The following is a 23,635-nucleotide window of genomic DNA, read 5'->3' on the forward strand; positions in this document are numbered from 1 at the left end:
GGGGTTCGGAGGGCCGGAAACGTGAACGCCGCCGAAAGGGCTCCAAACGAAGAATCCCGCGACGGCTGCAGGGGCAGCAATCGCGGGAATCGAGTTCGTCTACCCGCCAGGCTGGACTCGAACCAGCGAACCGCGGCGTGTACCGGATCCGGGAAACAACAGGTTCACGAGTACGGAGGAACCGGGTCGGACAGGCGAACCAGGATGATGCCTCAGCTCACTTTCTCTGTCTGACTCTGTTCCTCTGTACGATCATTCTTTTCCAGGATCTGGTATTAGGATAAGGCGTCGCCGGCCGGGGCCTGTCGCGGTTCCTGCCCGGGCTTCGACCCGGTGGGGCTTCGTCGAAACGCGGGCGGGTGGCGAAGACGGCGCCTTGCCCCGTGGCGCCGGCGGTCAGGACGCGGGAGCCGCGGCGCCGTCCAGGGCGCGGCGGACGGTGCGGGCGAACTCGTCCATGTCGAAGGGCTTGGGGATGAACTCGGTGCCGTCCAGCGGCTCGCGCATGCTCCGCTCGTCCTGCGAGTAGCCGGACATGAACACGATGGGCAGCTCCGGCCGCACCTCGCGGATGCGGCGCGCCATCTCGCGCCCGCCCATCAGCGGCATCACCGCGTCGGTGACCACCAGCGCCACCCGTGCCCGGTGCTCGCGCCACACGCGCACCCCCTCCTCGCCATCGGCCGCCTCCAGGACCGTGTACCCCTGCCGCGACAGGATGCGCCGGATGAGCGTGCGCACCGGCGCCTCGTCCTCCACCAGCAGCACCGTCTCGGTGCCCCGCGGCGGGGGCGTGGTGGCGGCGGGCGGCTCCGGCTCGGGGGCGGCGGCCACGCGGGGAAGAAAGATCTGGAAGGTGGTGCCGTGGCCGGGCTCGGTGTGCACCAGCACGTGCCCGCCGCTCTGCTGCACGATGCCGTACACCGTCGCCAGCCCCAGCCCCGTTCCCTTGCCCTGCGGCTTGGTGGTGAAGAACGGCTCGAAGATGCGGGCGCGCGTCTCGTCGTCCATCCCCGTGCCGTTGTCGCTCACCGCCAGCATGACGTGCGCGCCGGCGGGAACGCCCGGCCAGTCGGGCGAGCCGCCCTCCGGGACCGCGACCTCCCGCGTCTGCACCAGCAGCCGGCCGCCGGAGAGCATGGCGTCGCGGGCGTTGAGCGCCAGGTTGCTCAGCACCTGCTCCACCTGCACGGGATCCACCCGCACGCACCCGGCGCCGGGAGAAAGCACCGTCACCAGCTCCACGTCCTCGCCGATCACCCGGCGCAGCATGCGGTCCGTTCCCGCCACCACCGTGTTCAGGTCCAGCACCCGCGGCTGCAGCACCTGCTTGCGGCTGAACGCCAGCAGCTGCCGGGTGAGCGAGGCGGCGCGCTCGCTGGCGCCGCGGATGTCCAGCAGGTCGGCGCGCAGGGGGCTGCCCTCCGGCAGGTCGTCCAGCAGCACCGCCGCCGTGCCCCCGATGGCGGTGAGCAGGTTGTTGAAGTCGTGCGCCACGCCCCCCGCCAGCCGCCCCACCACCTCCAGCTTCTGCGCCTGCCGGTACTGCTCCTCCAGCCGCTTGCGCTCCGTCATGTCGCGTGCGATCAGGGAGGCGAACCGCACCCCGCCGGCCGCGTCGCGTACGGGGGAGAGGGAAAGGGAGACGGAGATGCGGCGGCCGTCGCGGCACAGCTGCACCGTCTCGGACGCCTCCACCCGCTCGCCGGCCAGCGCGGTGCGCAGCGCCCCCCCCAGCTCCTCGGCGGCCTCGGGCGGGGCCAGCCGCAGCACCGGCTGGCCCACCATCTCGGCCGCGCCGTAGCCGTAGATGCGCTCGGCCGCCGGGTTCCACGTCTCGACGATCCCGTCGCGCCCCACCGTGTAGATGGCGTCGCTGGACGACTCCACCACCGCCGCCAGCCGTGCCGCCGCCTGGCCCGCCTCGTGGCGCTGGGCGGCGTGGCGCAGGGTGCGCCCCAGCATCGGCGCGTCCAGCTGTCCCTTGACCAGGTAGTCGGTGGCGCCGCTGCGCATGGCCTGCTGGTCCAGCGCGCGGTCGCCCAGCCCGGTGAGCACCACCACCGGCGTGGTGCAGTGCCGGCGGCGCGCCTCGAGGATGAAGTCCAGCCCGGTGTGCTCTCCCAGGCCGTAGTCCACCAGCAGCACGTCGTACTCCGTCTGCCCGATGGCGTCCAGCGCCGCCCGAAAGGTGGGCGCCCACGCCAGGTCCACCCGCTCGTCGGGGATGGCCTCGACCAGCTTGCGGGTCAGCAGCAGGTCGTCGGGGTCGTCCTCCACCAGCAGGACGCGCAGCGGGGGGCTCATGGACGGGGGGGACGGGGAGGAAGGGAGACCGTGCGCAGCCAGTACAGGTTCAGGCTGCGCATCACCTGCACCAGGCTTTCGAAGGTGACCGGCTTGGTGACGAAGGAGTTGGCCCCCAGGTCGTAGCTGCGGTAGATCTCCTCCTCGGACCGCGAGGTGGTGAGCACCACCACGGGAATCTGCCGCAGCGCGGGGTCGGCCTTGAGCTCCTGCAGCGCCTCGCGGCCGTCCTTGCGGGGCATGTTCAGGTCCAGCAGGATCAGGTGCGGCCTGGGCGAAGCGGCCGGGTCGGCCCAGGGGCCGCGCCGCCGCAGGTAGTCCATCAGCTCCTCGCCGTCGCCCACCGTGCGCAGGGTGCCGTGCAGCCCCTCGCGCTCCAGCGCCAGGCGCGCCAGCAGGCAGTCGTCGGGGTCGTCGTCGGCCATCAGGATCGTCAGCGGCTCGCCGGCGGAGTCCGTCATGTCGTCGTCTCTTCGGGGTGCGTGGGAAGGTCCACCGTGAAGGTGCTGCCCTGGCCGGGAGCGCTGCGGGCGGTGATGGCGCCGCCGTGGCGCTCGGCGATCTTGCGGCAGATGGCCAGCCCCATCCCCGTCCCCTCGTACTCCGTGCGGCCGTGCAGGCGCTGAAAGGGGCTGAAGATGCGGTCCAGGTACCGCTCGTCGAAGCCGATCCCGTTGTCCTCCACCCGCAGCCGCCACCCGGACCCGCCGTCCGCCGGCTCGGCCCCCACCCGCACGTGCGGAGGGACGCCGGGGCGGTGGAACTTGAGGGCGTTGGCGATCAGGTTCTGCAGCAGCTGCCGCATCTGCGTGGGGTCGGCGCGGACGGTGGGAAGGGGGCCGATCTCCACCCGGCCCTCCGTGGCCGCCATCCGCCCCTCCAGGTCCGAGAGCACCTCGCGGGCGACCCGGCCCAGGTCCACCGGCGCCGGCTCCTCGCCCCGGCGCGAGACGCGGGAGTAGGCGAGCAGGTCCTGGATCAGGGCCTGCATCCGCAGCGCCGCCGCGCGCATGCGCACCACGTAGTCGCGCCCGCTCTCGCCCAGCCCGTCGCCCGCCTCGCTCAGCAGCAGGTTGCCGAAGGCCTGGATCTTTCGCAGCGGCTCCTGCAGGTCGTGGCTGGCCACGTACGCGAACTGCTCCAGCTCGAGGTTGGAGCGCTCCAGCTCGGCGGCCTGCGCGGCCAGCTCCCGCTCCGCCCGCTCGCGCACCGCCGCCGCCTCGCGCAGCCGCGCGCTGGTGGCCGCGGCCTCGGCCTCGCGCAGCCTCGCCCGGTGAAACTGGGCCAGCGCCCAGGCGAGCAGCGCGGTCATGGCCGTTCCCAGCAGCAGCGCCAGCGCGGGCCCCCGCGACCGCATGCGGGCCAGGGTGGCCGCCTCGGGCCAGGCGCGCACCCGCCACGTCACCCCGTACATCGGCACCTGCACCTCGTGCGACCACGGACCGGCGCTGGCGGGGCCGTACAGCCGCCGGTCCCCCTCCCACACGGCGGCCCGGTACCCCGGCGCCGCGCCCGCGGCGAGCACGGTGCCGATGAGCGACTCGGCGCGGAACAGCCCCACCACCGCGCCGTCGGGTCCGGCGGGGGCGCGCGCCGGGGCCACCATCAGGAACCCGGTGCCGCCCACCACCAGGTCCACCGCCCGGGACAGGCGGGGCTGGCCGGCGGCGAGCGCGCCGTCGAAGGCGGCGCGGCGGCTGGCCTCGCGCCGCAGGTTGAAGTCCATCGTGCGCTCGTTTCCCCGCAGCGGCACCACCCAGCGCACGGTGCCGGTCGAGTCGGCCCACTCGATGGCGCGGTAGCCGGGAAAGTGCGCCAGGTTCAGCGCGGCCTGGTGCTCCCACTCGTCGCGCAGCGGGCGGCCGCGGACCTCCCAGCGCCCGGCCATCCGCACCAGCGCCAGCATGCGCTGCTGCACCTGCGCCGACAGGTCGCCAGCCACGCCGCGGGTGCTCTGCTGCACGGCCGCGCGGATGTAGCGGTGCTCCTGGTCGGTCAGCGCGTTCCACAGCCCCAGGGTCACCACGCCGCCGGCCAGCGCCGCCAGCCAGGAAAGCTCGCCCGTGACGGGGTGCCCGCGCTCCGCCTGCCCGGCCAGCGCCAGGGCGGCCGTCCCGCCGCCCAGCAGCAGCAGGCCGGCGCCGGTGTGCACCGCCATCTGCGTCAGGCGGCCCCACGCGTAGGCGGCGGTGGTGCCGCTGGCGTAGCCCAGCAGGGCGATCAGGGCGATTCCCGCGCACAGGGCGCCCAGGGCCGAGGCGGCGCGCGAGGGGCCGGCGGCGCGCGGCCTGGCGCGGAGCAGGACCACCGCCAGGCCGGCCAGCACGAACGAGACGGCGGTGTTCGGCGCCATCCGTCCCGGCGCCGCCACCTGCGTGGTGGCGTACTCCGCCATGCCGCGGCTCACCCCGGCGGCCCACGCCAGGCGGTCGATCCACAGGTCCAGCCCGGTGGCGTACTCCGCCAGCGTCACCGCCCCCAGCAGGACGGCGGCGCCGCCGCAGCCGGCGGCCAGCCGGTCGCGTCCCCTCGCGGCGGCGACCGCGCCGGCGCCGCCCAGCAGCAGTCCCAGCGCGGTGTTGAACTGCATGGCCACGGCGCCCGGCACCAGCCGGAGCACCGCGGGCGCCCCCGCGTACCACCCCGCCAGCACCATGGCGCCGATGGCCGCGGCGCCCGCGCAGCACGCCTCCGCCGCCCGCCTTGACCCGCGCAGCGGTCCGGTCGCCATTCTTGTGGGCATGTAGAGCACGGGAAGGGAAAGCCGGAGGCGGCGGCCCGGGGCGGCGGCCGAACGGTTCGGCGGGGGGGAGCGGTGTGGCGGCAGAGGCGTTACAGAAGGGCCAATCTAATGACCGCGAGCCGTTTTGCGCAACGAGACGAGATGCACACCGCCCCCGGCGCCACGGGCGGGTGCGGAAAGGCCCCGACACCCACCGCGGGCTCGACACCGCGGGCTCGGCACCACGGGTTGCGACCGCCGCCTGCACCCCGGGTTGAAACCCGGGGCTGGAACGGCCATAAGCCCCGTCTCGGCTCGCTGGCGCTCGCCGAACGGGGCTTCACCTGCTCGCGCAGGGCGCCATCGTGATCGGACGATCACGCGTTTGGGCTCGCCCGTGCACGAAGTTGAAGCCCCGTCTGGCGAGCGTTAGCGAGCCAGGACGGGGCTTTTGGCATTTTCAGCCCCGGGCTTTAGCCCGGGCTGGGAAGGACGGGCGGGAACGGGGAGCGCTCACGCCGTCCGGCGGGCGCCCCGGCTCTCCACATGGCGCCGGCCCCGTGCCTGCCTGGCGAGCGCGCCGACGCCCTCCACGGCGCGCACGCCCTCGATCACGTACCGCTCCACCTCGTCCAGGTCCATGGGCCAGCGCGGCCCGCGGCGCCGCTCGAACACCTTCGTGCCGGCCGTGGACGTGGCGTAGAACGCCGTGTCGCGCAGCAGCACCCGCTCGATGGGGGACGCCGTCGCTTCGTCGAACTCGGCGAACGCGCGAAAGGTGACGCTGGTGAGCTCCAGGTGCTTCAGGATCAGCTCCGTCAGCCCCTGCACGCGCACGTTCTGGCCGGCGGTGCAGTGGTACACGCCCTCCCGCACCCCGTCGCGGTACAGCGACGCGATGTCGTGGCAGACGAAATCCACCGGCACCAGGTTCATCTCGGACTCGGTGCTCCCGTACAGCGAAAGCGCCGCGTCCGTGTGCCGGAGCTGCCGCTTGAGCCGGTGCAGCTCACGGATGAAGCCGTACAGCCCGGTGCGGCTGCCGCCCGTCCCGTGCGTGGACGAAGGGCCCACGACGATGGACGGCCGCACGATGACCAGCGAGATCCCGCGCTCCCGGCAGAGCTCCGTGATCAGGTGCTCGGCCTGGCACTTGGTTTCTTCGTAGTAGTTGTTGAAGCGCGCGTTGCGGTGCAGCGCCTCCGGCACCGGCCCCTCGTGCACGCCCACGGTGAACGCGGTAGAGACGTAGTAGAAGACGCCGCACCCCAGCGCGGCCGCCACGTCCACCGCGTGCCGCAGCCCGCCGATGTTGTGGTCGTGGATGACCCGCCGGTCCTTTTCCTGGTACTGCAGCGACGACGCGAAGTGAAAGAAGGTCGCGTCCGCGCGCCCCGCCCGGTCCGCGAAGAACGCCTCCCCCAGCCCGAACGCCGGCAGCGTGATGTCGGAGGGGATGGCCGTCAGCGCGTCCAGCCCCCACAGGCGGCGGTCCGGGTAGCTGGCGTCCGCCGCGCGCAGCGTCTCGTGCAGGCGCAGCGCGCACGCCTCGGGACTGGCCCCGCGGACGAAGCACTGCACGTCATAGGGCCCGCCCAGCAGGTAGCTGCGGATGAAGTGGCTGCCCAGAAAGCCGGTTCCGCCCGTCAGGTAGACTGTCCTCATCACACGATTCGCGAGGGGCGATCCACGGTCTCTCATCCAGCACGGGTGCCGCGGCGCGCTCGGCCGGACACCGGAAACAGAAAAGCCCCCACCGCACGTCTGGTGAGGGCTCAACTTCAGCGTACGCGCCAGGCTGGACCTTGAAGGCCTGGAAGGCCGTGTCCATCGTCCCGACGCGTTATCGAGCTACTCGAAAACCCGGCGATTCTACTAGGCTTCTGTCACCGCGCGTCTCCCGGCAGCACGCGATGACCGTGAAAGAATCTGTGAAAGAAACCCTGATCGCGCAAGTGGTCGGGCGAGGGCAAATCTGGTGTACGGTGCATCCCGATTCTCCCGTCGCCACGTCACCTGCTCCTGTTTGTTCCCGGGTAGTCTCCTCGACGTTTCATCATGACGTCGACAGCTCGGGTGTTACGCGTCGAACGCGAGCGAGGTCGAGAGCTGCCGGTTGGACTCGATGTCCGCCTGCAGGTCGGCGATCTTCTGCTCGGCGGTGCTGATGGCGTCGGCGCCCGCGAGAAAGCGGCGCGGCGGCGGCTGCTGGCTCGCGATGGTGAGCAGCGCCTGCGCGAGCTTCGCCGGGTCGCCGGCCTGCTGCCCGTGCGTCGCCGTCCACGCGGCCATCAACGGCCCGCGGCGCGCGTCGTAGTCCGCCACGGACGGCTCGGCGTAGCGCGTCGACTGTTCCGACAGGAGCTCCGTGCGAAAGAAGCCCGGATTGACCACGGTGGTGTGGATGCCGAACGGCGCGACCTCGACGCGGAGCGCCTCCATCCATCCCTCGAGGCCGAACTTGGACGCGGCGTAGGCGCTCGTGAACTCGACGCCCGAGGCGAGCCCCGCGGTCGACGAGATCGTGACGACGTGCCCGGCGCCCTGCGCGCGCATCAGTGGCAGCACGGCCCGCGTGACGTCCATCTGGCCGACGAGGTTCGCGGCGAGCGTCCGCTCGATCTGCTCCGGCGTCAGCTCCTCGAAGAAGCCGGCTTCGAAGATCGCCGCGTTGTTGACCAGCACGTCGATCCGCCCGAACCGCTCGACGGCGGCCTTCACCGCCGCCTCTGCGTCGCCACGCTGCGTGACGTCGAGCTTTACGGCGAACAGGCCGTCGCCGACGGCCTTCGCGACGGCCTCGGGGTTGCGGCCGGTGGCCACGACGTCGTGGCCAGCCGCCAGCGCCGCCCTGGCGAACTCCACGCCCATGCCACGTCCCGCGCCGGTGATGAGCCAGGTCTTCTTGCTGTTCATGTTATCCCTTCTTCCGGTACATCTGCGTTCGTGAAGCAGCCTGGGGGCTCATTCTTCCTGTCCCCTCTTGACGGCCGCTGATCCCGGGCCTCTCCCACGGCGAGAAATGTAGCCGCATTCGCTTCTCCTCACCGTGCCTGATCGTGGACGATGCTTGCCTATTCCTCCACGACGCTGGAACCGAAGCGGGCGCGGGTGTATCGTCGGGCGTCCGGGAGAGAGGGTCTACCCAGCAGGGAGGGCGAAGTCATGGCACCGCACGCCGGAAAATCGGCTCAGCCCGCGGACGCGGGTTCGGAGGACATCCGCGCGGAAGCGCTCCGGAGTGAGCTCGCGTGGCTTCTCGATCGTCGAACTGGCCAGGACGGGATGCATGCGACCGCCATCCCGGCCTTGAAGCTCTACCGGTTCTCGCATCCGACGGAGCCGGCGCACGTGCTTCAGGACCCCGCGGTGTACGTGGTGGTCCAGGGGCGGAAGCAGGTGACGCTCGGTGATACCACCTACGTGTATGACCGCTCCCGGTACCTGGCGGTTTCGATGGAGCTGCCGGTCGTCAGCCACGTTCTGGAAGCCAGCCCGGAGGAGCCCTACCTCTGCATGACGCTCACCGTAGACCCGCGCGAGCTCGCGGGCTTGATCGTGGAGACGCGTCGGCAGGTTCCGCGCGACGATCACGACGGGCGGGCGCTCTACGTGAGCCCCCTGCGGGCGTCCCTCCTGGAAGGGTTTCTCCGACTGGTGCGGCTCCTTGATACGCCGGAAGACATCCCGGTGGTGGCGCCGCTTGTCCTGCGCGAGATCGATTATCGGCTTCTGCAGAGCGAGCAGTTCGGGCGCCTGGCCCAGATGGCGATCGGAGACGGTCGCCTGCGGCGCGTCTCGGGGGCGATCGCCTGGATCAGGGAGCACTTCGCGGAACCACTGCAGGTCGAGGCGCTCGCCAATCAGGTCCACATGAGCCCTTCGGCGCTGCACCAACACTTCAAGGCGGCGACGGCGATGAGCCCGCTCCAGTACCAGAAGCGGCTGCGGCTGCAGGAGGCTCGCCGCCGCCTGCTCTCGGGAGGGCCGAGCGCGGAGGCGGTCGCCTACGAGGTGGGATACGCGAGCGCATCGCAGTTCAGTCGCGAGTACGCCCGGCTCTTCGGTCAGCCACCGCGGCGAGACGCCGAACAGGTGCGAGGCGCCGCGGCAGGTGCAGGTCCAGGTACCTGATCCACGGCGCCACGCGCAGTTCGGCGGTGCGTGTGCCCGTCAGCGCGCGCCCGCGCGATCACCGAGCGCCGCCGCGATCTCCTCCCGCACCCACGCGTCCTCCTCCGCCTCTTCCCTTCCCCGCAGCGCCTGCCGCGCCGCCTCCGTGCCGATGCGCCCCAGCGCCCATGCCGCGTGCCGCGCACCTGGGACAACAGCCCCAACTCGTGGCTGACGTCGGCAGCGGCACGGACCGCGGCTCCACCCGCACGGACTCGCGTACCATCCCCCACGCCGCCTTCCGCTCTATAAACGCCAGATAATCGACTGCCATACGCGCCTCTTGTCGCGTCCGTACGCCCGCCGTAAACTCCCCACGCGGACCTTTGCCGCCGCTTCCCCCCACAACGGAGATCCGATGAACAAGATGAGCCTGCAGATCGAAGAACTGGACGTGGAGCCGTTCGCCATCCCCGGTGGTGTGGAGGAGACGGCGCCGAACGCGGCACTCGCGTACGACGACGGTTTCCTGATCGTCTCGTGCTTCTGCAGCGCCGACTGCTAGGCCGCCGCGGCGCCTGCCCGAGCCCCTTCATCCCTTGGAGACGGCCACGGCCGCCCGCGTTTGATCCGGTTCGATAGAGGGTCCGACGGAGCCCGCCCTGATTTCAGGTGAAATCAGGGCGGGCTTCGCACCAGATGGGCGGTGCGCGGATGGATGACGCGGAAATGCCAAAGAGCCCTGCCTTCTACAACCTCGTTGCCCAGAACCGCCGCGATCACGCGGAACTCGTCCAACGGGCATTGCAGGTGATCACTTCACCAGCGCCCTCAGCTCTCGCGAGCGCCACCCCGATCTCCTCCCGCACCCACGCGTCCTCCTACACCTCTTCCCTCCCCCGCAGCCCCTGCCGCGCCGCCTCGGTGCCGATGCGCCTCAGCGCCCACGCCGCGTGTCCGCACCAGCGGCTCCTCGTCGTTCAGCGCGACCTCCCGATCGGTCGCCGTCGTGGCGAGGTCCAGTGGCGACGAGGGGTTCCTGGCGCCGGCCGCCCCACGTGGCCCACGCACCCAGCTCGGCGCAGGCGCGGCCGTTGATCCAGCGGATGTACGCTCGGGGTTCGGACTCGGCCGCGCGGGGGCGGGCCTGGGTGCGTTCGGGCATGGTGAGAAGGCCGTTTGCAGGGGTGCTACAAGGAACGATACCCCGCGAGACCGCATGACGCCCGGGCCGAAATCGTGAAAGAAACTGTGAAAATCGCTGGAAGGACCTGAAAACGAAAAACCCCGCGATCGCTGCAGATGCAGCAACCGCGGGGGTTTAGCCGATACGCGCCAGGCTGGACTCGAACCAGCGACCTACGGCTTAGAAGGCCGTTGCTCTATCCAGCTGAGCTACTGGCGCCTGTCCTGCTCAGTCGGGGCGCCCGGATTCGAACCGAGGACCTCCTGCTCCCAAAGCAGGCGCGCTACCGGGCTGCGCCACACCCCGATCAGAGCAGAAAACCTAGACGATCTCACCCTTTTCGTCAACCCCTGAGAGGGTGTTGCCACACCTCCGAGCGTGATTGACTTCCTGAGGGAGGCGCCGCCCCGTAACTCGCTTGTACACTGCACCCTGGCGCCGACCGAAGAACCTCGCCAGCAGAACGGCGCGGCTGGTCGCGTGCCCTGATCTGGCCCCTGCGCCACCGAGACGAGGTCCTTCGGTCGCGCGCAGCCTGCAGTGTGACTTCTGGCTTTATGTGGTGCGCTCCCTCAGGAAGTCACCGCTTCTTTATGGATTTTGAGGTTTAGCAACAACCCCTGCCAGCGCCTGCACCAGCGCGCGCACGGCGCGCCCGCGGTGGCTGCGCGCGTTCTTGCGGTGCGGCGGCAACTCGCCGAACGTCTGTCCCTCGTCTCCCAAGGTACGAGAGCGGATCGTAGCCAAACCCCATCGATGTGCCTTCCAACGCCCCGCAACGTGCTCCGCGCGCATCGCCGAAGTGTGTGTAATACTAGATCCTGAAAAAGAATAATCGTACAGAGGAACAGAGTCAGACAGAGAAAACGAGATCATGCTTCCACTCGCTTTCTCCGTTTGACTCTGTTCCTCTGTACACCTACAGGTGTTGTTTTTCCGGGTCTGGTATTATTCGATTCAGGAGCTTGAAGAAGCACTTTCCCGCTGGCGCGGGTTGGCAGACGCCATGGGGCAGTTGGATTCGAATTAGCGACCTACGGCTTAGAAGGCCGTGGCTCTATCCAGCTGAGCTACTGGCGCCTGTCCTGCTCAGTCGGGGCGCCTGGATTCTGCTCCCAAAGCAGGCGCGCTACCAAGCCGCGCCACACCCTGTTTGAGCAGAAAAACCTAGGTGATCGCACCCTTTTTGTTAACCGCTGACAGCGCCTGCACCAGCGCGCGCACGGCGCGACCGCGGTGGCTGCGCGCGTTCTTGCGCTCCGCCGGCAGTTCGCCGAAGGTCTGCCCCTCGTCTTCGATGTAGAAGAGCGGATCGTAGCCGAACCCGCCCGTGCCGCGCGGCGCGGGCAGGATCACGCCCTCGCAGGTGCCGGTGCGCACCAGTTCGCGCCCGTCCGGCCACGCGGCGGCCGCGGCGCAGACGTAGCGGGCGGTGCGGCGCTCGTCGGGGACGCCGGCCAGCAGCGCGAGCAGGTGGCGGTTGTTGGCCTCGTCCTGCCGCTCGCCCCGCGCCTCGTCCACGGGGGCGAAGCGGCGGGAGCGGACGCCGGGGCGGCCGTCGAGCGCGTCCACGCACAGGCCGCTGTCGTCCGCCAGCGCCAGCGCACCTGTCTTCGCGGCGAACCAGCGGGCTTTCGCGAGGGCGTTCTCCTCGAACGTCTCGTACGCCTCGACGTCGTCTTCCTCCGGCGACTCGGGGATGCCGAGGTCGTCCAGCCCCACGACCTCCCAGTTGGGCGCGTCCGCCAGGATCTCGCGGATCTCGCGCACCTTGCCAGGGTTGCGCGTGGCGACGACGAGACGCGTCATCCGCCGACGGCGGCGCGCTGGCGGGCGTTCAGGTCGCGGATGGCGCCGGAGGCCAGGCCCACGAGCGCCGACAGCTGCTCGGGGGTGAAGTCGCCGTGCTCGCCGGTGCCCTGCACCTCGATCAGTCCCCCGCCCTCGCGCGCGACCACGTTCAGGTCCACCTCGGCGCGCACGTCCTCGGCGTAGTCCAGGTCCAGCACCACGGCGCCGTCCACGATGCCGCCGCTGATGGCCGCGACGAAGTGGCTGAACGGCGTTGCGGAGAGCCCGGCGCGCTGCTGCAGCCAGGCGCAGGCGTCGTACAGCGCCACCGCGCCGCCGGTGATGGAGGCCGTGCGTGTGCCCCCGTCCGCCTGCAGCACGTCGCAGTCGAGGGTGACCGTCCACTCGCCCATGGCCGCCATGTCCACGCAGCCGCGGAGCGAGCGGCCGATGAGGCGCTGGATCTCCTGCGTCCGTCCCCCCACCTCCTTGCGCTCGCGGCGGTTGCGGGTGTTGGTGGCGCGCGGGAGCATGCTGTACTCCGCCGTCACCCACCCCTCGCCGCGTCCCTTGCGCCAGGGCGGCACCCCCTGCTCCACCGACGCCATGCAGAGCACCCTGGTGCGCCCGGCGGTGATCAGGCACGAGCCCTCGGCGTACAGCCCCACGCCGCGCTCCAGCGTCACCGGGCGCAGCTCGCCCGTCGCGCGGCCGTCGGCGCGGTTGGTCTCCTCAGCCATCCTCCCCTCCCCTTCTTGCTCGCTGCAGAATGGACGTGGTCGACCGGCCGGGGACCAGGGGAATGATCTCCACCCGCCCGCCGGCGGCGATCACCTCGTCCGCGCCGGCCACGGTCTCCACGGTGTAGTCCCCGCCCTTCACCAGCACGTCCGGCTGCAGCATCGTCACCAGCTCGCGCGGCGTGTCCTCGTCGAACAGCGTCACCGCGTCCACGCACCCCAGGCCCGCCAGCACCATCGCCCGGTCCTCCTCCCCGTTCACCGGCCGGTCCGCGCCCTTCCCCAGCCGCCGGGTAGAGGCGTCGGTATTCAGGCCGACGACCAACACGTCGCCCAGCGCCCGCGCGGCGTACAGGTACTCCACGTGGCCGCGGTGCAGCAGGTCGAAGACGCCGTTGGTAAAGACGACGCGCCCGCGGCCGGGCGGCCCGTAGCGGGCCAGCACCTGCTCGCGGGAGAGGATCTTGTCGGCGGGATGCGTCGGCTGCTTCACGGGGCGGCGGGCTCCGGGGCCAGCGCGGCGCGGATGCCGGCCAGGATCTCGCCCGCGCCCCTGGCCAGCAGCGCGTCCGCCGCGCGCCGGCCCACCTCCTCCGCGTCCGCCACCGATCCCACCTCCTGCACGCGAAGGATGCGCCGGCCGTCCAGGTCCGCCACCAGCCCGTGCAGCACGACGGCGTCCCCATCCACCGTCCCCAGCGCGCCGATGGGCACTTGGCAGCCGCCCTCCAGCGCGCGCAGCAGGGCCCGCTCCGCCGTGGTGCAGGCCGCGGTGTGCGGGTCGTGCAGCGGGACGAGGCGATCGAGCACGTCCCGCCGGTCCGCGCGGGCCACGACGGCCAGCGCCCCCTGCCCCACCGCCGGGAGCCACGCGGGCGTGCCCAGGTACTGGCCGATGCGCTCCGCCCACCCCAGGCGCAGCACGCCCGCCGCGGCCAGGATGATGGCGTCGTAGGCGCCCGCGTCCAGCTTGGCCAGGCGCGTGTTCAGGTTGCCGCGCAGGTCGGCGATCTCCAGGTCGGGCCGCAGCGCCTGCAGCTGCGCGCGGCGGCGCAGGGAGCTGGTGCCCACCTTTGCCCCCGTCTTGACGTAGTACAGCCCGCCGCGCCGCCCGGGCGGCAGCAGCACCACGTCGCGCGGGTCCTCGCGCGTGGTCACGGCCGCCAGGACGAGTCCGTCCGGGAGGCGCGTGGGAACGTCCTTGAGCGAATGGACGGCCAGGTCGGCCGCGCCGGAAAGGAGCGCCGCGTCCAGCTCCTTGGTAAACAGCCCCTTGTCGCCGATCTTGGCCAGGGGGACGTCCTGGATCCGGTCGCCCGTGGTCTTGATGACGTCGATCTCCACCTGCAGCGCGGGATCGGCGGCGGTCAGGGCGGCCTGCACGGCGCGCGACTGCCAGAGCGCCAGCTCGCTTCCACGCGAGGCAATGCGCAGCGCGGGAAGCATCACCACTGCGACTGCGCCCCTTCGATCAGCTTCTGCACCACCTGCTCCAGCGCCTTGCGGCGTCCGTCGTCCACGTCCTCGCGCCCCGGCTCGAAGTTGCCGATGGCGGTGATGCCGTTGCCGCGCCACAGCACCTGGTCGTTGCGCACGTCGTAGATCTCGGCGTCGAAGCTGATCTGCACGCGCGCCTCCAGCCGCGAGATGCGCCCGGTGGGGTCCGGCTGCGGGTCGAAGTTGGTGGTCTGCTCTTCGGCCGAGCGGATGGTGCCGCGCACGTACGCGTCCGCCGTCTGCTCCGACGCCAGGCGCACGCCCAGGCTTCCCGGCAGCCGCTCCTGCATCTCGCGCAGCAGGTCCGACGTCAGCGTCTGGTACGGCGTCTCGTTGTCGAACGGCTGGATGTACACGCGGCGGATGCTGGACGGCAGCCCGCCGCCCACGAAGCTGTACATGCACCCCGCCAGCAGCGAGAGCAGCAGCAGCGCACCCGCGGCGTTACGTGCCCGCCGGACGCCAGGTGTCTTCAGAAAACTGCTCGACATCGTTGGATGACTCGATGGTCAGGTTGAGCGTTCGGAACGCGGCCCAGTCGCGGTACTGCGCCCGGGCCAGCCCCGCGCCGTTGTACGTCAGGTCGATGGATTCGGCCACGCCGCCGCCGCCGCGGCGCCGCACGGACTGCAGGCGTCCGCCCACGTCGCGGTACTCCAGCACGTCCGCGCCCAGGCGGTAGCGCAGCGTGGTCTCGTCCCCGCGCGTCGCCGCCTCCAGCAGGGTCGCCTCCGCCGGCGGGGCGATGATGCCCACGGCGCCCCACAGCAGCGCGGGGGACGGCAGCTCGAAGCGCTCCAGCAGCGCCGCCGGCGCGCGCACTTCGCCGTCCACCAGGGCGGCGGCCAGGTACGTTTCGCCGCGGGGACCGAACAGGTCCAGCCGCACGCGGCGCGGCGCCTCGAAGCGGGCCACCCCGCGCCCCGTAAAGCGCGCCCCCGCCTCGTCCAACTGCCAGCCGAAGTTCACCTGCCGCGGCGAGACGGGCGCGGTGGCGCGCCGCAATTCCTCCGCCGTTCGCAGCATCTCCTCCTGCGACTGCGCCTGTTCGGGGGTCTGCGGAACGCCGGGCCGCGGCGCGGGCCCCGTCTCCACCACCGGCGCCGGGGCGCAGGCGGCGGCCAGGATCGCGATCATCCATCCAGAAACCTTCAACGGACCTCCCGAATGCGGATGATGCGGTCGCCCGGCAGGATTCCGTCCGCCACCTCCATCCCCCGCACCACCCGGCCGAACACCGTGTAGGTGCCGTCCAGGTGGGGCTGCGGAGAGTGGGTGACGAACCACTGGCTTCCGCCCGTGTCGGGGCCGGAGAGCGCCATGCCGAGCGATCCGCGCAGGTACAGGTGCCGATTGATCTCGTCGCGCAGGGTGTACCCCGGACCGCCGGAAGTGTCCCCCCGCGGGTCGCCGCCCTGGATGACGAAGTTGGGCACCACGCGCGGCCACTCCTGCCCGTCGAAGAATCCGCTCTCGGCGAGGGCCAGAAAGCTGCGCACCGTCAGCGGCGCGTCGTCCGCGAACAATTCCACTTCGATGTTGCCGTCGTTCGTCTCGATCAGGGCGTGCGGCCGGGGCCGTGCGCGCGTCCCCCGCACGATCCGCGCGTACTCCGCCTCCGACATCCCCGTCTCGATGGGGAGCGGCTCGCTCCACGCGCCGGCCAGCGAGTCGCCCAGCGCGGTTTCCACGCGCTGCCGCACCAGGTAGTCGCCGGATCGATTGAAGCGGCCCAGGAACTGGCCCGCGGCCGCGGGATCCTTCTTGGCGATGGCGCCGACCGCGTCCACCGCGGCCAGCGCGGCGTCGTTCATCGAGTCCGCCTGCGCCCGCTGGTAGGCGTCCAGCACCACGGGGAGCGTCGCGGGATCGGCCAGGCGCGCAAGGCCGGCGAGGGCGTTGGTGCGAGCGATGACGTCCGGGTGCTGCAGCCCCTGCAGCAGCAGCTCGCGGATGGACGCCAGGCCCGCGTCGCCCGCCACGGTGGCCGCCTCCTCCAGCACGGCGGAGGCGATGCGCCCGTCGGGATCGCGCAGCGCGGCGGCAAGGTCGCCCAGGGGCATCGGGCGGGCGTGCGCCAGGGCCCGCGCGGCGGAGGCGCGCAGGCGCCACGCGGGGTCGCGCGCCAGGGCCTGCGCCACGCCCAGTGCGGCGGTGGGGTCGATGTCCGCCAGCGCGGCCAGCGCCGTCTGCCGCACGAAGACGGGCATGTCGGCGTCCAGCGCCTCGTCCCGCAGCACCCGCACGGCGGGCGAGGCCAGGGTGCCCAGCCGCTGCAGCGACTCCATCGCGACGATGGTCTCGTACGGCGGCGCGATCAGCGCCGTGTTGGCCAGCACCGCCACCGCCGTGTCCGTGCGGAACGAGCCCAGCGAGCGCAGCGCGCTGATCCGCACGATCTCCGCGCTGTCCTGCCGGCTCATCCGCACCAGCGCGCGCTGCGCCGCCTCCTGCCCCACGCCGCTGGAGTCCGCCATGGCCGCCGTCAGCCCGCGGGCGACGAACGAGCGGACCAGCGCGTCCGGGTCCTCCGCGCTGCGAAAGAGCAGCGCGGTGGCCGCGGGCTCCGGGCGCCGGGCCAGCGCGTACGCGGCGCGCCAGCGGATCTCCGGGTCCGCGTGGCGAATCCAGCGCTCGATGGCGCCCACCGGCGCCGGCCGCCCCTGCCGCCAGATGGACAGCAGCGCCGCCCCGGCGACGCGGTTGTTGCCGGGACCGTCGGAATCCAGCGTCGCCAGCAGCCGCTCCAGCGCGGCGCGGGCATCCGCGTGGCGAATCTTGCCCAGCGCGTACGCCACCTCGGCGACCACGGTGGGCGTCCGCTCGGCGCGCGCCGCGTCGGCGTAGGGGACGAGGAGCGGCACGGCGGTGCTGTCGGCGATCTGCCCCAGCGCGAACGCCGCCATGGCCGCCACGGAGGTGTCGGCGTGCGCCAGCGCGGGGCCCAGCAGCGCGACGCCCTCGGCGCGGCGCAGGTTGGCGAGCACCCCCGCGGCCCGCCGCGCCACGGCGGGATCGCGGTGGGCCAGCGCGGCGCGCAGGTACTCCGCATCCCACTCCCGCCGGTCCGCGAGCCGCAGCAGTCCCGCTTCGGTCACGCGGGCGGACGCGGCGGGGCCGGACGACGGCGGCGCGGCGGGGGCGCAGGCGGCGGCCAGGAGGGTGAGGGCGATCAGGCGAAGGCGCGTCTTCATGCCGGTAGCGGTGCGGTGCGGCGAAAGGCGGCGAGCACGTCCGCCGGCAGGGTGCGCGGACGGCCGCCGCGGTCGATGGGGGTCAGCCCGGTGCGCGCGGTCGCCAGGCGGGTGGTGGATCCATCATCCTCCACCCGCTCGATTAGGTATCCGAATCCCACGGCCCGCGAGCGCACCTGGTCCACCCAGGTGGTCACGCGCACCAGGTCGTCGTAGCGGGCAGAGGCGTGGTAGCGCACGTTCACCTCGGTCACCGCCAGCATCAGGCCGTCCTTTTCGACCTCCGCGTACGGCTTCCACACCCGGCGGATGAGGTCCGTGCGCCCGATCTCGCACCAGGCCAGGTAGTTGGCGTGGTGGATGATGCCCATCTGGTCCGTCTCCGCGTAGCGCGTGCGGAACTCGACGGAGCAGGACGGGGCGTCGGGGGGAACGGACGACATCGGACCAGTGCGAGAGTGCGAAAGTGCGAGAGTGCCGGATCAGCGGACGATTCTACCGGGCGGCGCGGGGGGAGTCAAACCGGAGCCGGTGTGGGGCGCCGTGGCACGACTGACGCGTTCCCATCGGGTGCGGCTCAGGCGCGACGGCGCCCCCGCGTGACGCGGCACCAGAAAACAGGGAGATGTGATCATGGCTGACACGAAAGGCGCGACTCCGCCCCAGCCGACTCCAATAAAGACGCCTCCGCTGCCGAATGCACCGAGCAAGAAGCCTGGCAAGAAATCCGGCGAGGGAAGAGGAAACGCCAGGAGGCGGTAAGGAGCATAGAGTGTATTCCCGAGTTCCTGACGCAAGCGCCTGACTTCCTGAGGAAGCGCACACGAAGACGCCGGAAGATACGCAATCGGTTGGGCGCGACCAAAGGATCTACTCTCGGGCACGACGGGGTCAGATCCTGTTCCGATCCAGCCCATTCGTACTGCCGGCCAGATCCTTCGGTCGCGCCAAGGTGCTTTCGTAGCAGCGGGTCAGGCGCGGCGCCTCCTGAAGAAAAGATCCTGGTCCCACCCCGGACTGTCATTCCGAGGGAGCGCACAACCGGCACCTTGCCTGACCACAGAACCGGATGCGCGACCGAGGAATCTACTTTCCGCTTCCTCGTGGCCTGCCGCAACGCCCCGCACTGCCCTGTCTGGCTAGTGCGCCGCCGCAGCGGTGGTGCGGGCTGCCGCGTCCGGCCTCGCGCGAGCCGACAGTAGATTCCTCGGCCCTGCGACCTGCGGGGTGATCGTCCGCGTGCGGCGTGGCCGGGCCTCGGAATGACAACCCTGTTTTCATCCAGCAGGGTGCGGGGAGTGCCGCTGGACTCAGGTAGTAAAGCGGCCAGGCTGATTCTTGAACACGTTCTGGTCCCGTGGAGCACATGCTCGCGGAACCCTGGCCCTTCCTGCATCGCCCACAGGCCGATGCTTGTCGCGCGCGGGGACGGCCGGTAGCTTCCCCGCCCCATGGAGAGCAAGCCTGTCTATGTCGTATCCGACATCCACCTGGGCGCCGTGCCCGCGGCGACGGAGCGCGCGTTTCGCCGCTTTCTGGACCACGTGGCCCGGAGTGCGTCGTTCCTGCTGATCAACGGCGACCTGTTCGACTTCTGGTTCGAGTACCGCCACGTGATCCTGGCGGAGCACTACCGCGTGCTGGCCAAGCTCAAGGACGTGGCCGAGGCGGGGGTGCCCATGGCCTTCGTGGGCGGCAACCACGACGCGTGGGCGGGTCCCTTTCTGCGCGACGAGGTGGGGATCGCGCTGCACCAGGGGCCGCTGGAGATGACGCTGGGCGGGCGCCGCACCCTGGTGGCGCACGGCGACGGCGTGGGGCGCGGCGACCTGAAGTATCGCGCGCTCAAAAAGATGATCCGCAACCCGGTGACGGTGGGCGCCTTTCGCACGCTGCACCCGGACCTGGGACGCCGCATCGCGCTGCTGGCCAGCACCACCGAGCACAAGGCCGACACCGGCGACCAGGCGGCGCGCGGGCGGGCGGCGTTCATCCAGGCGTGGGCGCTGGAGCAGATGCGCGAGGACCCGGGAATCCAGCTGGTGCTTACCGGTCACGCGCACCTGGCATCCGTGCTGGAGGTGGAGCCGGGGCGCTTCTACGTGAACTCGGGCGACTGGCTGAACACCTTCGACTACGTGGTCCTTCCCCCCGGCGGCGGCCCGCCCCAGCTGCGCCAGTGGCCCGCCGACGGAGCCTCCGCCCGCGGCTGAGCCCGGCCGAAGAAGCTCATCTGGCCTCACACGAAGTCAGCAGGGTCAACCGAGGAGCTGAACTCCGTTGACTCTGCTGACTCTGTGTGAGGACCTTTTTTCTTCAGGAGTCCGATGATCTGCAGATTTATATCAAAACCCTTGTAGTTCGTGCCGCCTCGCACGTAAAGTAGATAAACACACGATCTTACGGGATACAAAGGAGCACGCGATGACCAGAAAGGGCCGTTGGACAGCGGTTGCGCTCGTGGGGGCGCTCGCGGCGTGCGGGGGAGACGGCGGAGGAGGAGGCGGTGGAGGGCCGGTGACCCCGGTGGAGCCCGCGCGAAAGCTGGAGGTGATGAGCGGAAACGGCCAGGGCGGCTTTGGCGGAGGGATGCTGCAGGGGCCGCTGGTGGTGCGGGTTACGCGCGGCGGGCAGCCGGTGGCGAACGTGCTGGTGTCGTTCTCGGCCAACGCGGGAATCCTGGCCCCCGACAACGCCACCACCGACGCAGACGGCATCGCGCAGGTGCGCTGGCGCATGCCCGACGACGAAGCGGTCATCCCGGCCGCGCGCGCCACGGCGCAGCTGGCCAGCGGCACCGCCGCCGACTCGGTGATCTTCAGCGCGCGCCTGGCCCGCCGCGACGAGATGGACCTGCTGACGGCGCCCGCGGGGGTGTCGGTGCGCTTCCTGGCCTACAACGCCGGTGAGTACCACCCCACCCAGGCGGTGCGGTACACGTTCACCGACTCCATGCTCGTGCGCTTTCGCGACTACACCGCGTCCGACGAGATCGCCGCGTTTGCGCCGGGGTACGCGCCGCTGCTGGTGCTTCCCGACTGGCGGGCCCGCCGCGACACCATCCACCTGCCGTTCACCAGCGAGGTCCTCCGCATTCCCATCACCATCTGGGTGGTGCAGCCGCCGTTCGACTCCACGGCCAGGCTGGTGAACATGCACCTGCAGAAGGTGGCCCAGGTGTGGGAGCCGCGGGCGCGCATCGGGCTGCGGGACGTGCGGATCGTGGACGCCACCGGCTTTCCGCAGGCGCACCTCTTTCAGGGCGACGGGCTTACGCTCTGCAACCCGGCCGAGAAGGAAGCGATCGGGTGGGACGTGGGCCGCCTGAACGTGTACTACCTGGGCCAGAGCCGGTTCAACGACATCACCCCCTCCGGCTCGTACTGCGGCAGCGGGTGGATCGAGATTCCGCCGCTGGCGTGGCAGCGCCCGCCGTTCACCACCCTGGCGCACGAGATCGGCCACGGGTTCCTGGGCGGGTGGCACGAGACGTCAGAGGAAAACGTGATGCACTTTCGCGCCGCCGGCGCCAACCTTACCGAGGGGCAGATGTTCCGGGCGCACTACAGTGAAAACTCCATTCTGAACACGCTGTTCAACGGGCACCCGGCCAACCTCTGGCGGCCGTGCAGCCAGGACCCGACCGCCGCCTCGCCCCGCTGTCTGCCAACGGACGCGGTCGTGGACTGATCCCGAAAGCATCGCGCGGAGGGACGGAGAGAGAGGACGCGGATGAGCTTTCATCCCGTCCTCCTTCGTTTTCCTCTGTGCTTCCGTGCCCTCCGTGTGATTCCAGATCCTGAAAAAGAATAATCGTACAGAGGAACAGAGTCAGACAGAGAAAGCGAGCTGAAACATCATCCCGCCTCCTCTGTCTGACTCTGTTCCTCTGTACCCATGAAGTCGTTGTTTTCCCGGATTCTGTATTACGGGATGCGGGGCGCGGGCATCTGGCGGGTGCCCAGGTGCAGCACCAGCCGCGTGACGGCGCCGGACGCGTCGGATTCGAAGATCACCACGCCGTTCGCCGCGGGAATGGCGAAGCGGGTTTCGCTCTCCGCGATCATCGCGATCTCTTCCTCACTGCCGGGCTGCACGCGCAGCGCGTCACCTTCGCGGCGGACGGTGACGATGAAGTCGGGCGCTACCTGGTAGCGGCCCACGTAGCGGTCCAGCACCGCCGCGGGAACCGCCACCGCCCCCAGGGCCTCCTCCGGCGTCTGCTCCGTGCGCGTGGCCAGCTCCTCGGGCCCGCGGCGCGGCGTCAGGCGCACGCCCGTGACGGCGCCGTCGGTCCCCCGCACGAAGCGCACGCGGGTGCCCGTGGCGGGGAACAGGAACTCGTCGCCGCCCAGCGCCTTCATCTCCTGGCGCGGGGCGCGGTTGCGCTGGCTGAACAGCGCGCCGCCGTCGCGGGTGACCACGCGGCGCTCCGTGTCGCTGATGCGGTACACGCCCACGTACGCGTCCAGCGCCGCGGGCTCCACCGTCACCGCGGCGGGGGCGGCGGGCTGGCCCAGCACGCGCGCCGCGATCTGGCGCGAGATCTCGTCGGGGTTGCGGCGCGGCTCGCGCTCGTGGTTGGCCAGCACGACCACGTGCAGCCGCCCCGACGGAATCCACAGATTGTTGGTGCTGAACCCGTTGATGTCGCCGCCGTGCTCGACGGAGGGCCGGCCGTCGACGTTCCCCACGAACCAGCCGTATCCGTATCCGCTGGACAGTCCGCTGCTCATGGTGTACGGCGCAAAGGCGCGGCGCCACGTCTCCGGCCGCAGCAGCCGGCCCTCGGCCACGGCGCGGTTCCACACCATCAGGTCGTCCACGGTCGAGATCAGCGCGCCGGCCGCGTACGGCTGCGACATGCTCATCCAGTCGGCCCGGCGCACCGCGCCTTCGTCGGTGCGCTCGTAGCCGTCCACGCGGCCGGGAACCAGCACGTTTTCCACCTCGTACGCGCTGCTGCGCATCCCCAGCGGCTCGAAGATGCGGGTGCGGATGAAGTCGGCGTACGTCATCCCCGACACCTTTTCGATGATGGCGCCCAGCAGCGCGTATCCCGAGTTGTTGTAGTTCCACCGCTCGCCCGGCGCGAACTCCATGGCCCCGTGGGCAAAAAAGGCGATCAGGCTGTCCACTGCCAGCTCGCGGCGAATGCCCGCGGCAAAGCCGGGGACCGACGTGTAGCTCTGGATGCCGGAGGTGTGCGTCAGCAGGTGCTCCACGGTGATGCGGCGCCCCTGCGTGGGATAGTCCGGGAGAAAGCGGGTGATCTCGTCGTCCAGCGACACCTTGCCCTCTTCCACCAGCATCAGCGTGGCGACGGCGGTGAACTGCTTGGTGATGGAGCCCAGCCGGAACACGTGCTCGGGCCGCAGCGGCACGCCCAGCTCCACGTTGGCCGAACCGTACGCCTTGCGCATGAGCACGCGGCCCTCGTGCGCCACCAGCACGGCGGCACCGGGCTCGCTGGCCGGGTACAGCGCCGCCAGCATGGAATCGATCCCCGCCAGCGACGGATCGACGGACACGCTCGCCTGCACCGCCGCCGGCGCGGCGGCCTGGGCGTGGACGGCGGGCGCGGCGGCGAAAAACACGAAGGCCGGCAGAACGGCCAGCCGGCGCAGCATGGTTGTGCGGATCATGGTCTTGCGAATCTTCGGGGTGACGGGTGCGCGGGGGGTGCGCAGGCTGGCGTACGGGCGTCCGCCGCGCGCGGTTTCAGAAGGAACGATGGTGATTGGCGGGATGGATTTCCGGACGGCTCCCGCTTTGACTTCCTGAGGGAGCGCTCACCCGGAATCCAGACTCCACTCCGCTGCCTGCGCGCGACCGAAGGACCTCGCCGGCAGAACCGTGGGGCTGGCTCCGCGTCCCATCGCCAGCCCCTCGCGGACCGGGAGAAGGTCCTTCGGTCGCGCGCAATCGGTTGTGTGGCTTCCGGTTACGTGTGGTGCGCTCCCTCAGGAAGTCAGGCCGGGGTATGATTGGGAGGTTGGACCAACACCTTCTGATTGGAACCGCCTCCGGCCGCACGTCCCGATCTGTCATTCCGAGGAGCGCCGCGCGAACCGTCCGCATCACC

General features: G+C 71.0%; 19 protein-coding genes and 2 tRNA genes. 4 read left to right on the plus strand and 17 right to left on the minus strand.

Annotated elements, in window-relative coordinates; translation table 11 throughout:
• Positions 1–396: 396 nt before the first annotated feature.
• From VGC13_RS03225 to VGC13_RS03245, 5 genes are all read right to left on the minus strand, one after another.
• Positions 397–2,307 (minus strand): response regulator, encoded by a 1,911-nt coding sequence (locus tag VGC13_RS03225; RefSeq protein WP_331123764.1) that lies wholly within the window; start codon positions 2,305–2,307, stop codon positions 397–399.
• Positions 2,304–2,768 (minus strand): response regulator, encoded by a 465-nt coding sequence (locus tag VGC13_RS03230; protein WP_331123765.1) that lies wholly within the window; start codon positions 2,766–2,768, stop codon positions 2,304–2,306. The genes VGC13_RS03225 and VGC13_RS03230 overlap by 4 nt, the downstream gene beginning before the upstream one ends.
• Positions 2,765–5,038 (minus strand): sensor histidine kinase, encoded by a 2,274-nt coding sequence (locus VGC13_RS03235; protein WP_331123766.1) that lies wholly within the window; start codon positions 5,036–5,038, stop codon positions 2,765–2,767. Before VGC13_RS03235 ends, VGC13_RS03230 begins: the two co-directional genes overlap by 4 nt.
• Before the next feature lie 504 nt (positions 5,039–5,542).
• Entirely contained in the window at positions 5,543–6,694 is a 1,152-nt protein-coding gene (locus VGC13_RS03240; protein WP_331123767.1) for an SDR family oxidoreductase, read from the minus strand.
• A 414-nt stretch (positions 6,695–7,108) separates the two neighbouring features.
• Positions 7,109–7,945: an SDR family NAD(P)-dependent oxidoreductase gene (locus VGC13_RS03245; protein ID WP_331123768.1), complete on the minus strand. Its 837-nt coding sequence runs from the start codon at positions 7,943–7,945 to the stop codon at positions 7,109–7,111.
• Positions 7,946–8,194: 249 nt separating this feature from the next.
• On the opposite strand from VGC13_RS03245, the gene VGC13_RS03250 reads away from it, so the two are divergent.
• Both VGC13_RS03250 and VGC13_RS03255 read left to right on the plus strand, forming a co-directional pair.
• Entirely contained in the window at positions 8,195–9,163 is a 969-nt protein-coding gene (locus tag VGC13_RS03250; protein WP_331123769.1) for an AraC family transcriptional regulator, read from the plus strand.
• Positions 9,164–9,560: 397 nt separating this feature from the next.
• Positions 9,561–9,707, plus strand: coding sequence for a hypothetical protein (locus VGC13_RS03255; RefSeq protein ID WP_331123770.1), 147 nt, complete (start codon positions 9,561–9,563; stop codon positions 9,705–9,707).
• 766 nt (positions 9,708–10,473) lie between these two features.
• Here the strand turns inward: VGC13_RS03255 and VGC13_RS03260 are convergent.
• The 11 genes from VGC13_RS03260 to VGC13_RS03305 all read right to left on the minus strand — a co-directional run bounded on the left by VGC13_RS03260 (position 10,474) and on the right by VGC13_RS03305 (position 17,993).
• Positions 10,474–10,547 (minus strand) — tRNA-Arg (locus VGC13_RS03260).
• Between the two features lie 13 nt (positions 10,548–10,560).
• Positions 10,561–10,634: transfer RNA gene (locus tag VGC13_RS03265), tRNA-Pro, on the minus strand.
• A 285-nt stretch (positions 10,635–10,919) separates the two neighbouring features.
• Positions 10,920–11,204 carry a non-canonical purine NTP pyrophosphatase gene (locus VGC13_RS33390; RefSeq protein ID WP_349264177.1) on the minus strand — a complete coding sequence of 95 codons (285 nt, stop codon included), beginning with the start codon at positions 11,202–11,204 and terminating at the stop codon, positions 10,920–10,922.
• A gap of 291 nt (positions 11,205–11,495) precedes the next feature.
• Positions 11,496–12,137 (minus strand): RdgB/HAM1 family non-canonical purine NTP pyrophosphatase, encoded by a 642-nt coding sequence (gene rdgB / locus VGC13_RS03270; RefSeq protein WP_331123771.1) that lies wholly within the window; start codon positions 12,135–12,137, stop codon positions 11,496–11,498.
• Positions 12,134–12,859 carry a ribonuclease PH gene (rph, locus tag VGC13_RS03275; protein ID WP_331123772.1) on the minus strand — a complete coding sequence of 242 codons (726 nt, stop codon included), beginning with the start codon at positions 12,857–12,859 and terminating at the stop codon, positions 12,134–12,136. The genes rdgB and rph overlap by 4 nt, the downstream gene beginning before the upstream one ends.
• Complete coding sequence (gene rfaE2, locus VGC13_RS03280; protein ID WP_331123773.1) at positions 12,852–13,352, minus strand: D-glycero-beta-D-manno-heptose 1-phosphate adenylyltransferase; 501 nt, start codon at positions 13,350–13,352, stop codon at positions 12,852–12,854. The genes rph and rfaE2 overlap by 8 nt, the downstream gene beginning before the upstream one ends.
• Positions 13,349–14,305 carry a hydroxymethylbilane synthase gene (gene hemC, locus VGC13_RS03285; protein ID WP_331123785.1) on the minus strand — a complete coding sequence of 319 codons (957 nt, stop codon included), beginning with the start codon at positions 14,303–14,305 and terminating at the stop codon, positions 13,349–13,351. The genes rfaE2 and hemC overlap by 4 nt, the downstream gene beginning before the upstream one ends.
• Positions 14,305–14,847 carry an LPS assembly lipoprotein LptE gene (gene lptE, locus VGC13_RS03290; protein WP_331123774.1) on the minus strand — a complete coding sequence of 181 codons (543 nt, stop codon included), beginning with the start codon at positions 14,845–14,847 and terminating at the stop codon, positions 14,305–14,307. The genes hemC and lptE overlap by 1 nt, the downstream gene beginning before the upstream one ends.
• Complete coding sequence (locus VGC13_RS03295) at positions 14,801–15,493, minus strand: hypothetical protein (protein WP_331123775.1); 693 nt, start codon at positions 15,491–15,493, stop codon at positions 14,801–14,803. Before VGC13_RS03295 ends, lptE begins: the two co-directional genes overlap by 47 nt.
• A gap of 14 nt (positions 15,494–15,507) precedes the next feature.
• The gene (locus VGC13_RS03300) at positions 15,508–17,550 is read right to left on the minus strand and encodes a peptidylprolyl isomerase (protein ID WP_331123776.1); all 2,043 of its coding nucleotides are present in this window, start codon (positions 17,548–17,550) and stop codon (positions 15,508–15,510) included.
• Positions 17,547–17,993, minus strand: a complete 447-nt coding sequence (locus VGC13_RS03305) for a thioesterase family protein (protein WP_331123777.1) — start codon at positions 17,991–17,993, stop codon at positions 17,547–17,549. The genes VGC13_RS03300 and VGC13_RS03305 overlap by 4 nt, the downstream gene beginning before the upstream one ends.
• A gap of 1,008 nt (positions 17,994–19,001) precedes the next feature.
• Here VGC13_RS03305 and VGC13_RS03310 point away from each other — a divergent pair.
• Together VGC13_RS03310 and VGC13_RS03315 are read left to right on the plus strand one after the other, a co-directional pair.
• Entirely contained in the window at positions 19,002–19,763 is a 762-nt protein-coding gene (locus VGC13_RS03310; protein WP_331123778.1) for a UDP-2,3-diacylglucosamine diphosphatase, read from the plus strand.
• Positions 19,764–20,067: 304 nt separating this feature from the next.
• Complete coding sequence (locus tag VGC13_RS03315) at positions 20,068–21,240, plus strand: Ig-like domain-containing protein (protein ID WP_331123779.1); 1,173 nt, start codon at positions 20,068–20,070, stop codon at positions 21,238–21,240.
• Positions 21,241–21,476: 236 nt separating this feature from the next.
• Here VGC13_RS03315 and VGC13_RS03320 read toward each other — a convergent pair whose 3' ends face one another.
• Complete coding sequence (locus VGC13_RS03320) at positions 21,477–23,195, minus strand: serine hydrolase (RefSeq protein WP_331123780.1); 1,719 nt, start codon at positions 23,193–23,195, stop codon at positions 21,477–21,479.
• Positions 23,196–23,635: the final 440 nt, after the last annotated feature.

Origin of the sequence: Longimicrobium sp. (genome assembly GCF_036399255.1) — a bacterium.
Taxonomy (GTDB): Bacteria; Gemmatimonadota; Gemmatimonadetes; order Longimicrobiales; family Longimicrobiaceae; genus Longimicrobium.